The sequence below is a fragment of the Dialister sp. i34-0019-2H8 genome, assembly GCF_042846925.1.
Taxonomy (GTDB): Bacteria; Bacillota; Negativicutes; order Veillonellales; family Dialisteraceae; genus Dialister.
The window spans coordinates 752,535-765,787 of sequence record NZ_BAABYQ010000001.1 but is presented as its reverse complement, the minus strand read 5'-3'; the positions used below and the strand labels follow the sequence as shown (position 1 = coordinate 765,787).

Sequence of the window (13,253 nt, the reverse complement as noted above, 5' to 3'; positions counted from 1 at the left end):
GGACGCCTCAAAACAGAATGGACGAGAGCAGGTAATTCGCCGCAAAAAGCATAATAATTGAATATACTACGGACTGGGTGGTCGCCTTGCCGACGCCTTCTGCCCCTGCCGTACAGGTCATCCCGCGATCACAGCCGACAAGGGCGACGATCATACCGAAAATGACCGACTTGAAAACGCCGATGTACAGGTCAGAAGGGACGCAGTACACGTGGATGGAGTGCATGAAGGTATAGGAGGAGACGCCATGCGTGAGCGAAGCGACGATCATACCGCCGCCAACGCCGATGGTGACACCAAAGACTGTCAGAAGCGGCAGCATCGTCATACAGGCGACGAGCCGCGGCACCACGAGATACCCCACCGGACTCACCGCAAGGCACCTTAGCGCATCGATCTGCTCGGTCACTCGCATCGTACCGATCTCAGCCGTGATGGCTGCCCCAACGCGGCCTGCAAGGACGACACCGCAGAGCACCGGTCCGAGTTCACGCCCCATGCCGATGGCTACGATCGCACCGACGGTGAAGTCTGCGCCATACTTTGTGAGCTCGCCCGCGATCTGTACAGAAAGCACCATGCCGGTAAAGAGCAGTGTCAATGCCACGATGGGAAAGGACAGCACGCCCAATGCCAGGCACTGCTTCATCGTCTCCCGCCCGCGGAATGCGCCGATCTCTTTCACCGCTGCCGCAAGGAGCAGGATCACCGCTCCCAGCTGATGAAAGATGCCGATGGTATAGCGGCCAAGCGTTTCTAAGAATGACATGGGTGGGGAGACCTCCTTTCAGGGTTCAGGGTTCAGGGTTCAGGGTTCAGGGTTAGCCCGTGAGGCGTCTCATCCACTGATTGTGGATAAAAGCTTTGCTCGAATGAGGAATTAGGAATGAAGGTGGCGGCTTCGCCGCGAATATATATTGGGCGATGCCCGAAAGTCGTATTCAAGTCACCAGTCACTCGCGGCTTCTAATCCCTAGTCCCTGCTTTCAAACTATGGGTGTGGTTCTATGGTTCAACGGGGTAGTGCGTCATTGAGGCTAACGTCAAACTCGTATTGCCCTCATTCCGCAGGAAGGACTTTGCAGTACATGCGAAGAGTATCTTCAAAACTCTGCAGCGCTTCCATTATTTGATGCGCCGCACCGCCACCTTGAACCCTGAACCCATCAACCTGAACCTTTTTACAATGCTATCATCACCGATGCTTTTTCTGCCGGCTTTTCATCATCTGCGGATTTCTCGCCCTTCTTTTCCAGCGTTTCTTTTTCCTTATTGCTCATCTCGATGGTGGCCTGCTGTTTGCTCTTTGCGAGCTTCTTCAGGGCTTTATCGCGTTCCGCTTGCGGCAGAACTTTGAAGGTGAATTGTCCGTCACCATAGATGACATAGTCCGTATCGACGGCGCTCTTCGGAGTCTCTTTTTCTCCGTCTTCTTTGAGCCCGTCCTTATTCTTCAGATAGTCTGGATTTTCCGGTGCCTTTTTCTCCTGTATTTCTGCCTTTTTGCCGCCGTTTTCACCTTTGGAGATCATGCTGACCTCCGGATCCAGGATCTCCACGACGACCTGATTGTTCTTGTCTTCCTTCATCAGTCGGCTGTGCAGGTCATTGAAATCCTTGTACGTGCGGATGCGGTCTAAGATCTCATCCGTCAAATTGAACTTCTGCTGCTGGATGAGGTAGGGGAGCGGCACGACACCGCCGCCGCGGACTTCGAGGATCATATCTCCGTACGGCTGATCTTTCGGCACGGTGAATGTCAGGTCCTTGTAGAAGACTTCTCCCCTGTAGGGAGAAAGACGCGCGCGTACATAGATGGTATCGCCCGGGCTCACGATGATCGGAGACGCCGAGGCATCGAGAAGCTGCGCGGTCTTTCGTTCACTCGTCACATGCATGTCGACCATAATGCTGCGGAGAGGATATTTTTCAAAACGGTTCTGCTCGAGAAGCCGTACCACATTATAGAGCTCATCTACGCTTCGCTCCGCGATGTCTTTGGACGACCAGTACATATTGCTTCTGGTGAAAGGCTTCTGCTTCATATCCTCCGGGTAAAGCGTATAGGTGAAATCGACCGTCCCCTGTCCTTTACGATCCATGGCATTGCTGATCGCATGGTACACCGAAGTGACGGATAAAGTCGGCAGCAGCGCTTCATTCGGGATCATGCGTACATGGAGATCTTCCTTCTTCTTCGTATCTTCATCGGTCACGGACGCATGAAGCGAGACAGAGTGTGGAAGCTTCCCCATCATTCCGCCGATACCGGCTCCCCGGTCCTGGTTGACCGTGCCGATCTCTGCCCCGACGGACCCCAGCTTGAAGGGGATATTCTTGCTCGGGATGACGGTGAAGATATAGGAATTGTGCATGAAGTAATCGGTATTTCCGCGATCCATGAACGGATGCCCGAAAGCCACCATGCGATCACCGTCGACATAAGTGACCGTCCCGACAGCGCCGAGCTTGAGATCGCCTGTCACCATGGTTGCCGAGACGGCACTTCCCGGTTCAAGCGGCTGCGGCACATCGTCCTGCGAGGCAGATGCGGAAGCAAATGGGACCATGTGGAAATCCTGCATTTTCCCTGCGAGGAAATCCATCGCATCCGGGGTGTATCCGCTCGCCATGAGAGGCGTCGTAAGCGGGATCAGCCCTTTGGAGGATGGCGGCGTAAGACCGGTGTCCTTTCCGTCATCGATGGTCCAGAGCTTCAGCATGTCGCCGATCGGCGTCACCATGCCGATGCGCCCGCCGGACTGTGGAAATCCATACGCCACTGCGCCGAGCAGCTTCCCATCAATGTAGACCGGACTGCCGCTCATCCCCTGCGCGATGCCTTCTGTCTGATCGATCAGCGGTCCGGATACCTTCACCAGCACCAGATCTCCGCCGGTCGCTCCCTTGCCTTTCATAATCCCCAACACATCGACATCGAAGGTCTCGATCTTCGTACCGTGTACGACAGTCTTGGCATAGCCATGCATACCCTCCTGTACTTCTGACACAGGAAGAAATTCCTGTGCTGCACAAGGCATCACGCAGGAAAGCGTGAGGCAGACAGCCGCTGCCAGATGCTTCATTGACTTTTTAAACCGATTGGGCATAGGATCCCCCTTACCGAAATATAAGTTTGAAATCAGAAATGGCGATTTCATCGGATGCATCCGCATAGGTGCAGCAGGCTTCCAATGAAAGGCAAAGGACAGGCCGTCTGGGGAACGAAGGAACCGTGCCAGACTGCCGACTTCTTTATTTGCTCTCCAGCACCGCTACGACGTCCTGTTTGGCGATCGTCTGGCCCTTCTGGACGCGGACCTCTTTGACCACGCCGTCCCGATCGGCTCTCGCCGCCGGTACACCGCCGACCAGTGAGTCCACAGAGACCAGTACATCGCCTTCCTTGACAGGTGTGCCTGCCTCTATGACAGAAACGACCGTCCCATTCAGTACAGCCTGCTGCGAGACGTCCTCCGCAGACACACTATATACACCGGCAGCCACAAGTGCTGCCAGCGCCAAGCCGATTTTCATCGCGTTTCTCATGATGTACCTCCCTGTGTTGTAAAATTCACATATAGGTATATTATATTTTACCATTTTATCTGTCTCTTGGCATGAAGAAAATAAAAAGGGACATAACAAATGAATGTTATATCCCCATGTATGTGTCGACAGAATGCGATCTGTTCCGCTTTTGCTCAGTGCAGATCCTGCAGTGAGTCTCTGAATGCATTGATATAGTTGAGCGAAGCTCCGGCACCGATGGCATTCACATAGGAAGGTCTCTCCGCTACCTTCGCTGCGATCCCGGTGATACGGGTGATCAGCTCATCGATGCCCTTCAGCTGAGACACCCCGCCGACCAGCATGATGCCCTGCTCTCGGATCGCTGCGAGAAGCGCCGGCGGCGTCCTCTGCAGCACATCCTGAATGTTTTTGAAAATCCTGTACAGGATCGGATTGATGGCATGCGCCACATCTTCAGCCGTTACGGCGATCTTGACCGGCGATCCCGATACGATGGAAAGGCCATACGTTTCAGCCACGCGCGGCGCCTGATCCAGATCCCAGTATGCGCCCAGCGAGATCTTGAGGCTTTCCGCCTCTTTGCGGCCGATGCGGATATGATACTTGTCGCGGATAGCCGCCATGATGGCCTGATCCATTTCCAGTCCGGACTCCGGTGAGAAATGGCTGACCACGATCCCGTGTTTCGAAAGCACGGAAACCTTCGTCGAGCCGCCGCCCATATCCACGATCATCGCGCCCTGACAGTTATCCCCCGTGAGCCCGAGACCCATCATCGCCGCGATAGGCTGATCGATGAGGACTGTCTTCCGTGCGCCCATAGCCACAGCCGCTTCCAAAAGCGCCCTTCTCTGTACGCTGCCCATTCCCCGAGACACGCACATCATGAGACGCGGATGAAAGAACATCCCTTTCAAATACGACTGATTCACGATGGAATTCAAAAGATAAGCCGCCCCGTTATAGTCGATGATCGCACTTCGCTTCATCGGATGGACGATCTCTATGTCCCGCGGCGCCTTGCCCTCCATTTCCTCTGCCTTCGTACCGTAAGCGAAGAATTCCTTCGTCACGGCGTGGCGGGCGATCACAGAGGCTTCCGGAAATACGACGCCCTTATGCTTGACGTAAATCACTACATTCGACGTCCCGATATCGACGCCGATGTCTTCTGAGCCGAAAGAGCCGATCCAGTCCAGAAGGGTCTTCTGCCCCGCCAGACGCTCCGCCTTCTCCGCCAGCGCTTTAGTCTCGATCGACACGGACAATGTCTGCTCCTAACCCCTGCAGCTTTTCTACAAGATGGTCATAACCACGATCAATATGATGAAGCTCGCCCACTTCCGTCTCTCCGTGCGCAGCGAGCCCGGCCAGTGTCAGTGCTGCCCCTGCACGAAGGTCCGTCGCTCTGACGAAGGCACCTGTCAGGAAGGGGACGCCCTCAACGATCGCACAGCGGCCTTCGACCTGAATGGAAGCCCCCATCCGCTGCAGCTCGCCGGCATGCATGAAACGATTTTCAAATACCGTCTCTGTGATACGGCTGACGCCGCTGCCCACGGTCATGAGTGCCATGAACTGCGCCTGCAGATCCGTAGGAAAGCCCGGATAGGGCAGCGTCTTGATATCCGTAGAGCGGATATGCCCATCACTGATGACACGGACACTGTCGACATCCTTGATCACCTTGACGCCTGCTTCTCCCAGCTTTGCGAGGAGCGGCTTCAGATGTTCATTCAATACATTTTCGATCACGACATCGCCGCCGGCCATAGCCGCTGCGATCATGAAGGTCCCCGCTTCGATACGATCCGGAATGACTGTATGAGCGACGCCTTCCAGCTTCTCGACGCCTTCGACACGGATGATATTCGTCCCTGCGCCTTTGATGTTTGCCCCCATGGAATTCAGGAACGTCACGAGATCCACGATCTCCGGCTCTTCCGCCGCATTTTCGATGATGGTACGGCCTTCTGCCGTAGCAGCTGCCATGAGGATATTCTCTGTCGCGCCGACACTCGGGAAATCGAGATAAATGGTCGTGCCCTTCAGCCCCTTCGGTGCATATCCTTCGACATAGCCGTTGCCCACATTGATCTCTGCCCCCATGGCTTCAAAGGCTTTCAGGTGCAGATCGATCGGACGGCTGCCGATCATGCAGCCCCCCGGAAGCGCGATCTTCGCATGCCCCATCTTGGCCAGAAGCGGTCCCATGATCAGGAAAGAGGCTCTCATGCGGCTCATAAGCTCATAAGAAGCTTCGGTCTTATTCACCCCGGATGCATCAAAAGTCAGGACATTGTCCTCTCTTTGGACTTTGACCCCCAAAGACTCCAGTACACTGCAAATGGTCACCACATCATCGAGATTCGGTGTATCGACAATGGATGCCGGTGTCTCAGGCAAAAGTGTCGCTACAATGATAGGAAGAACGGCATTCTTTGCGCTGGAAACACGGACGTGTCCACGCAGGGGATGTCCACCATGAATTACTAATTTTTCCAAAAGGAATCACTCCTGTACTGATGAAATACTGAAAGCAAAGATCTATCTGATACCGCAGCCAAAAGATGCGGCGCTGTCCTACAAACGTCAATTATATGTATGATACCATAAAAAAACAAGGGATTTCAATGTGAAAATTGGATTAAGCCTCTGGGGGAAAGTCTGCCCATGGATTCGGGAGGAAAGAGGTCCTAAGCCATGGGAGGAGCCCGCCGGCTGCCCATCCTCTTTTACTGTTCCAGCGACTCGGTGACGCGCTTGACACTTTCCGAGTCTCCCAGAATGATGAGCGTATCCTGTTCCTTCATGTTCATATCCGGTCTCGGATTGACGAACATATCTCCTCCGCGCTTGATCGCAACGACGGTGATGTTATATTTTCTTCTGACGTCGGTATCGATCAGACTCTTGTTCACCCACTCCTGCGGCACACGAATGGAAAGGATGGTGATGTTGTTTTCCATCTCGATATAGTCAACGATGCCTGGGGAGATCAGATTGTGCGCGACGCGGACACCCATTTCCTTCTCTGAGTAAATGATCTTGTCTGCGCCGATCTTCTGCAGCATTTTTCCATGAATGGGATCCAGGGCTTTGACGACGATCTTCTTGACGCCCATTTCCTTTAAAAGCAGTGTCGTCATCAGGCTTGCTGACAGATCGCCGACAGAAACGACAGCGATGTCTGCATTGCCGGCACCGATGGCTACCAGGTTCTTCTCATCGGAACAGTCCGCGCAGACCACGTAGCCCAGTGTATCTGAAAGATCTTGCACTACCTCTTCATCGATATCCATGGCCATGACGTCATAGCCCATCTTTTCCAATGTGACAGCGACACTGATGCCGAAGCGGCCCAGACCTGCCACGAAAAACTGTAATTTCTTTGCCATAGAGAGTACCTCGTGATGGATGATTCTATGCAATAATAAATGGTTCGATCGGATCTAAAGGAGAGCTGCCCGAAGGCAGCGTTTCAGCCCCTCTCCTTTTATCCGATGACAATATTTTCCTTCGGATACTTGATCTGACTCTTCGGACGGCCGGCAAAGGTGACGGCGAGCGTCATGACGCCGATACGCCCGATGAACATAGCGATCATGATGACGATTTTACAGGGGACATTCCACTCCGTCGTGAGTCCCATCGAGAAGCCGACGGTGCTGAAGGCGGAGACAGCTTCGAAGAGGGCATCCTCAAAATCAAAGTGAGACGCAGGCTCTAAGAGGAAGACCATCATCGCAGTGAGGAAGGTCAGTACCGTCGCCAGTGTAAAAACGTTCGATGCTTTCACCAGACATTCCGGATCGACCCGTTTATGGAAGATGACCACATCTTTTCTCCCGCGGATCCATGACCAGAGCGAGAGCAGAAGAAGTCCGATGGTGGTCGTGCGGATGCCGCCAGCGGTCGAGACAGGCGCTGCTCCGATGAACATGAAGAGCATGATGATAAGCCCGGTCGCATTGTTCATAGCGTGGATATCAAAGAGAGTAAAGCCTGCCATGCGGGAAGAGATCGACATGAAGAAGGCACTCTGCCACTTTTCAGCCGTGCTGAGATGTCCCAGCGTCGCCGGATTATTGCCCTCCAGAAGAAAATAGACGATAACGCCCAGCGGGATCAGTATCATTTCCATGACCAGAATGAATTTGCTGTTCAGAGTCAGTGCGCTCCAGCTATGGTGCCTCAAAAGATCATCCAGCGCGATGAAGCCTACGCCTCCCAGAAACATCGAGATACAGACAACGGTACTGACCAGCGGATTGGCTGCCATTCCGGCGAATCCGACATCATTTCCCATGATATCCATACCGCAATTCGTGAAGGCAGAGACCGCATGCCAGTAGCCCTGATAAATGCCGATCCATCCATTCTGTGTGAAGAAATAGGCCGCAAGAATGCTGCCGGCACAAAACTCTATAGAGAGCGTCATCAGGATGATCTTCCGCACCAGCATCACCATACCAGACGGTGTCTGCAGATTGAAGGAATCCCGGATAAGGAGCCTCTCCTGCAGGCGAATCTTCCGCCCCCGGGAGATGCCGACCATGGCCATCATCGTCATGATCCCCAGACCGCCCACCTGCATCAGAAAGAGCACGACCAGCTGCCCGAAGATGGTAAAGTCAGTCTTCAGATCAAACATGCTCATCCCCGTCACGCTGACGATACTGACAGACATGAAGAGGGCATCCAAGAAAGAGACTTCCTTCGTTCCTGTCTGCGAGATGGGCAGCATGAGGAGGAGCGCCCCAAACAGCATGAAGGCCGCAAAGCCACCACAGATGAGGACGCCTCGATGAAGCTGGCTCAGCGCGTTAAATAATTTTCTCATCATGAGTGCCTCTCCCATTGTAAAAGCGAATCACGCAAGGATCCGCAGCTATCTGTCGCCAGTGACGATCCACCGGCCGCTCATACATACATTCTCCTTATTATACTATGCCCGCAAAAGAATTGACAGGGAACGCACACAAGTAAAAAGAGAAGTCCCATCGGCCTTCTCTTTTACCCGCAAGGAACAGCAGCACGCTATTTCCTGTTTCTCATATGCTCTTCGACCTGCGTTGCTGCGATAGCCCCCAAGATATCATGACGCGTGATGATCCCGACAAGGCGTGCCGGCGGCTCATCACCCTCACGCTCCACGCTAAGCTTCCCCTTTTGTACGACAGGCACCGTCTTCAGATGGTGATCCACCATGAGTGTCGTGATGGCTTCCATGTCCGTCTCCGGCGTGACACAGCGCACATCCGTCGTCATGATATCCTTTGCAGTCGTTGCGAGCAGCTTCCTGAAGGATTTCTCATACCGGCCAAAACCGCAGTAGTACACTGTGCCGCCCAGCACATCGACATGCGGCGGGATCTTCGGCTGCACCTTCTTGTACAAAAGATCACCCTCGGAAACAATGCCAAGAAGCTCATTATCATCTCCCACGACCGGGATCGCAGACACGGGATGCGTCACGAAAAGTCCCACCAGCTCCTGTACGGTCGTATCCGGTGATACCGTGAACACATACTTCGTCATAAAGTCTTTCGCTTTCAGAGATTTCATGATAAGACCTCCTTGCAGGAAATACGAAAAATCGGCTCATACTGAGACAAATGAGGAAAACACTTTCTCTATTTATATTTTAATTCTTTCGAGCCGGAACTGCAATAGGAGGGCTGGCGAAGAAGACATCAGTTCTTGAGAAAGGATTTTCCCGGGAAACCTCTTTATAGATGGTACGGTTCATGCCGTATGATCTTCATCGCGCGATAGAGCTGCTCGGAGAGGATCAGGCGTGCCATCTGGTGCGTAAAGGTCATCGCACTGATGGAGATTTTGAGATCCGCCCGATGCCGGATGTTCTTCCCATTCCCATAGGGACCGCCGATCATGAAGTAGAAATGGCTCGTCCCGGTGACCATACGCCGTGAGATCCAGTCTGCCAATCCTTCCGAGGACATGGGATCCCCTTTGAGATCAAGCAGCACAAGGCAGTCATCGCCAGAGAGATACTTCAGCATCTTCTCTCCTTCTTTCTCCATCACCCTTTCCTTCATGGCAGGAGATGGATTCTCCGGCATTTTTTCTTCATCCTGTGCGATGATCTCCAGAGGTGCGATCGGCTTCAGGCGCTTCACGTACTCCTCGATGCCCTGCCGCATCCATTTTTCTTTGATCTTGCCGATGGCAAGCAGTGTAAATTTCATAGCTCTTCCTTTTCTGTAGACCGATGCTGCAAAGAAAATGATGATCCGAGACTGCCGCCAAGCCCCGAAGCTGCGTCCATAGGACCTCTTTTTCGATAGGAAACCGCTCGTCAGATCGTTTCCTTACTTATTATTCTCCGGTGCAGCCGCAAGAAGGACATCCGCCTTGGCTTCTCTTCCCTGGTGCTCGTAGGTGATGGAGATCTTTTCCCCCGGCTTATGAGTATCGAGGATTTCCCGCATCTCCTTCATAGTATTGCACTCCTTCCCATCGATCGCAAGAATGTAGTCCCCCGGCTCAATGTCAGTCAGGCTGATCGGGCTCCTGGCCGCGATCTTCATGACGAGGACTCCCTTCTCGTGATCCCAGCTGTAACCGTAGCGGGCGGCAATATCCTTGTCTGCTGCATACACGCCAAGATAGGCACGCGTCACTTTGCCATGGTCTATGAGCTGCGAGATGATGCCCTTTGCCTGATTGATCGGGATGGCAAAGCCCATGCCTTCGACCCCTTCTTTCGCGATCTTCGCACTATTGATCCCGACGACCTTTCCATCAGCGGTGACAAGTGCCCCGCCGGAGTTGCCCGGATTGATGGCTGCATCGGTCTGAATGAGCTTGAAACGCTGGTCGATATCATCGAGGCTTCTGTTCAATGCGCTGATGACGCCGACCGTTACGGTTCCCTGAAATTCAAGACCCAATGGATTCCCGATCGCGATCGCCGTTTCTCCGACCTGCAGGCCATCCGAGTCTCCCAAAGAAGCTACGGGGAGATCGTCACTGCCTTCGATCTTGACGACAGCAAGATCGGTCGACGGATCCGTCCCCACCACTTTGCCGGAAACTGTCTTTCCGGAAGAAAGCGAGACATTGACCTCCCTGCTGCCGGAGACGACGTGGTTATTCGTCACGATGTAGCCTTTCTTGTCAAAGACCACACCCGATCCTACGCTTTGCCCGACTTCGACGCGGCGGTTAAACATATCGCGATCATATACCTTGGTCGTGATGCCGACGACCGCCGGCCCGACCTCTTTCACCGCCTGCACGATCGCCGTATTGCGGATGGCCGGCAGCTCCTGCAGCTTCTTATCCGCCCCCTGCGGTACCTGGTACGAGGAAGAAGCGTCCCTCTTCGGGATCGCCGGAAACTCGCCGAAGAAGCAGCCTCCCGCGCCGCCGATGACGAGCAGCGCAAGTGCTGCGGCGAAGAGCTTCATCCGTCCCTTGCGGGATCCGGTGATCTCTTTCTGCATGGCTTCCCCATGCTCTTTCAGCTGCTGATCCAAGTCTTCTCTATCCATGATGAGTACCTCTATTCATTACTGTAAAATCTATCACTCGATCTGTCCTTTTTGTCTGTCAGGCCCGATGGAACCAACGGAAACAAGATCGCAATCCGCTCCCTGCTCCCCGTCCGCCAGAGTCCCCCTCCTAATGTGTTCCTCATTATAGCATACCTGCCCCCAAAAAGAAAAAGAAGCTGCCGAAGCAGCTTCTTTTGGTAAGCATTATTTTGCAATATCCGTCGCGCGGGTCTCGCGGATGACGACCACCTTGACTTGCCCCGGATACTGGAGCTCCTTTTCGATCCGCTGGGAAATATCATGCGCCAGAATGACGGCCTGATCCTCATTGACCTTCTCCGGCTTCACGATGACACGCAGCTCACGTCCTGCCTGAATGGCATAGCAGCTGGCCACGCCTGGGAAGGATTTCGCAATATCTTCGAGCTTCGTGAGTCTCTTGATATAGTTTTCCAGTGTCTCGCGGCGGGCACCCGGGCGGGCAGCGGAGATCGCATCAGCCGCAGCGACCAGTACAGACTCGACACAAGTCGGCTCTGTATCCCCATGATGGGAAGCAATGGCATTGATGACCTGCGGCGATTCATGGTATTTCTGAGCGAGCTCCACGCCGAGTTCTACATGCGTCCCCTCCTGTTCCCGATCGACAGCCTTGCCGATATCATGAAGCAGACCCGCTCTTCTGGCAAGCTCTACATCGGCTCCCACTTCAGCCGCCAGGATGCCGGAGAAATAGGAGGTATCAATGCAGTGCTGCAGGACATTCTGCCCATAGCTGGTACGATACTTCAGACGGCCAAGCGTCTTGATCAGTTCAGGATTCATACCGCGGATTCCGCATTCCATGACAGCCTGTTCACCGGCTTCACGGATCGCCTTATCCACTTCTTTCTTCGTCTTTGCCACGACCTCTTCGATGCGGGCTGGATGGATACGGCCATCCTTGACAAGACTTTCCAGCGCAAGACGCGCGACTTCACGGCGGATCGGATCAAAGCACGACAGAATGACAGCTTCCGGAGTATCATCGATGATAAGATCGACGCCGGTCAGCGTTTCGATGGCGCGGATATTTCTGCCTTCACGACCAATGATGCGTCCCTTCATCTCTTCGTTCGGAAGAGCCACGACGGAAACTGTGGTCTCTGATACGGTATCGGCCGCATTTCTCTGAATGGCAGCCGCGATGATCTCTCTCGCTTTGGTATCCGCACTGCTCTTGGCTTCCTCGACCGCATCACGGATGCGGACCGCCTTCTCATGCGTCAGCTCCTCATCCACACGGGACAGGATCATATCCTTCGCCTGTTCACGGGACAGCTGGGAGATCTCTTCCAGCTTCGCCTGCTGGGACACATACAGGGCATCGACTTTTTCTTTCTGGGCCTTGACCTGATTTTCTTTGCGGTCCAGCTGTGATTCGCGCTGTTCCAGATTGCTGCTGCGCTGATCCAGATTATTGTCCTTCTGTACCAGACGCTGCTCGTACTTCGCCAGTTCTTCGCGGCGATCCTTATTTTCCTTTTCCATATCCTCGCGGAGCTTATGGATCTCCTCACGGGTCTGTACCAAGGTTTCTTTCTTCAGCGTCTCCGCTTCACGAGACGCTGTATCCAGCATCTTTTTCGCATCCTCTGCGATCTGCTTCGCTTTTTCCTCTGCAGAACCGATCCGGGCTTCTGCGATACGCTTGCGCAGCAGATAACCGATCCCCGTACCGCAGACAGCCGCTGCGATACCACAGAGAATGACGTAGAGTAAAACTTCATCCAGTGTCAAATGGTTCACCTCTCTCTTTCTGATTTTATTATTTTAAGACAGGAAATACGTAGCTCCGGGCACGCCGGAAAGTGCAGGCCGTGGTAAATGGTCTTTCATCCTTCAAGAGAAAAGGTTCCTATGACACAAAACATCCTTTGCAAAAATTACAGCAGGTGATGATGGCGAAAAGGCTGACGGATGGCCTTTATCTATAATAAGAATCCCTCCGCTCGCGGAGTTCTCACTGGGCTTGCAGCTTGCATGCTGATCCATCGGGGACGCTGCACATACGACGGGCATCGTATCACGATGATTTAAGCACTGCATCAATTTTAAAATGTTTATTTTTTATTGTCAAGGTTGAGATAGAGGGCTGGGTAGCCCGTAGGGCGTGCTGCCCTTTGATTCCATTTGAAAACGTCACGCTTTCTAGTT

At 53.5% G+C, this 13,253-nt stretch carries 11 protein-coding genes; all 11 read right to left on the bottom strand.

Features of this window, described 5'->3' with window-relative positions; genetic code table 11:
- Positions 1 to 7: 7 nt before the first annotated feature.
- Positions 8 to 769, bottom strand: a complete 762-nt coding sequence (locus ACGG9R_RS03120) for an MlaE family ABC transporter permease (protein ID WP_390151326.1) — start codon at positions 767 to 769, stop codon at positions 8 to 10.
- Between the two features lie 412 nt (positions 770 to 1,181).
- On the bottom strand, positions 1,182 to 3,110 hold the full coding sequence (locus tag ACGG9R_RS03115; RefSeq protein WP_390151323.1) for a SpoIVB peptidase S55 domain-containing protein: 1,929 nt from the start codon (positions 3,108 to 3,110) through the stop codon (positions 1,182 to 1,184).
- Positions 3,111 to 3,255: 145 nt separating this feature from the next.
- Positions 3,256 to 3,549, bottom strand: a complete 294-nt coding sequence (locus ACGG9R_RS03110; RefSeq protein ID WP_390151320.1) for a hypothetical protein — start codon at positions 3,547 to 3,549, stop codon at positions 3,256 to 3,258.
- 155 nt (positions 3,550 to 3,704) lie between these two features.
- Positions 3,705 to 4,796: a rod shape-determining protein gene (locus ACGG9R_RS03105; protein WP_390155062.1), complete on the bottom strand. Its 1,092-nt coding sequence runs from the start codon at positions 4,794 to 4,796 to the stop codon at positions 3,705 to 3,707.
- Complete coding sequence (gene murA / locus ACGG9R_RS03100; RefSeq protein WP_390151317.1) at positions 4,780 to 6,039, bottom strand: UDP-N-acetylglucosamine 1-carboxyvinyltransferase; 1,260 nt, start codon at positions 6,037 to 6,039, stop codon at positions 4,780 to 4,782. The genes ACGG9R_RS03105 and murA overlap by 17 nt, the downstream gene beginning before the upstream one ends.
- A gap of 230 nt (positions 6,040 to 6,269) precedes the next feature.
- Complete coding sequence (locus tag ACGG9R_RS03095; RefSeq protein WP_390151314.1) at positions 6,270 to 6,932, bottom strand: potassium channel family protein; 663 nt, start codon at positions 6,930 to 6,932, stop codon at positions 6,270 to 6,272.
- A 98-nt stretch (positions 6,933 to 7,030) separates the two neighbouring features.
- Positions 7,031 to 8,380 carry a TrkH family potassium uptake protein gene (locus ACGG9R_RS03090; protein WP_390151311.1) on the bottom strand — a complete coding sequence of 450 codons (1,350 nt, stop codon included), beginning with the start codon at positions 8,378 to 8,380 and terminating at the stop codon, positions 7,031 to 7,033.
- Positions 8,381 to 8,574: 194 nt separating this feature from the next.
- Positions 8,575 to 9,102, bottom strand: a complete 528-nt coding sequence (locus ACGG9R_RS03085) for a CBS domain-containing protein (RefSeq protein ID WP_022106278.1) — start codon at positions 9,100 to 9,102, stop codon at positions 8,575 to 8,577.
- Between the two features lie 164 nt (positions 9,103 to 9,266).
- A complete protein-coding gene (rlmH, locus tag ACGG9R_RS03080; protein WP_390151308.1) occupies positions 9,267 to 9,746 on the bottom strand; it encodes a 23S rRNA (pseudouridine(1915)-N(3))-methyltransferase RlmH in 480 nt (159 codons plus the stop codon).
- A gap of 123 nt (positions 9,747 to 9,869) precedes the next feature.
- Positions 9,870 to 11,006, bottom strand: a complete 1,137-nt coding sequence (locus tag ACGG9R_RS03075; protein ID WP_390155060.1) for a S1C family serine protease — start codon at positions 11,004 to 11,006, stop codon at positions 9,870 to 9,872.
- Between the two features lie 255 nt (positions 11,007 to 11,261).
- Entirely contained in the window at positions 11,262 to 12,836 is a 1,575-nt protein-coding gene (rny, locus tag ACGG9R_RS03070; protein ID WP_390151305.1) for a ribonuclease Y, read from the bottom strand.
- Positions 12,837 to 13,253: the final 417 nt, after the last annotated feature.

Coding starts and splice junctions, on each gene's coding strand:
- ACGG9R_RS03075 (WP_390155060.1), bottom strand. CDS start 11,006: ATGCAGAAAGAGATCACCGGATCCCGCAAGGGACGGATGAAGCTCTTC.
- ACGG9R_RS03085 (WP_022106278.1), bottom strand. CDS start 9,102: ATGAAATCTCTGAAAGCGAAAGACTTTATGACGAAGTATGTGTTCACG.
- ACGG9R_RS03110 (WP_390151320.1), bottom strand. CDS start 3,549: ATGAGAAACGCGATGAAAATCGGCTTGGCGCTGGCAGCACTTGTGGCT.
- rlmH (WP_390151308.1), bottom strand. CDS start 9,746: ATGAAATTTACACTGCTTGCCATCGGCAAGATCAAAGAAAAATGGATG.
- ACGG9R_RS03095 (WP_390151314.1), bottom strand. CDS start 6,932: ATGGCAAAGAAATTACAGTTTTTCGTGGCAGGTCTGGGCCGCTTCGGC.
- ACGG9R_RS03090 (WP_390151311.1), bottom strand. CDS start 8,380: ATGATGAGAAAATTATTTAACGCGCTGAGCCAGCTTCATCGAGGCGTC.
- ACGG9R_RS03120 (WP_390151326.1), bottom strand. CDS start 769: ATGTCATTCTTAGAAACGCTTGGCCGCTATACCATCGGCATCTTTCAT.
- ACGG9R_RS03115 (WP_390151323.1), bottom strand. CDS start 3,110: ATGCCCAATCGGTTTAAAAAGTCAATGAAGCATCTGGCAGCGGCTGTC.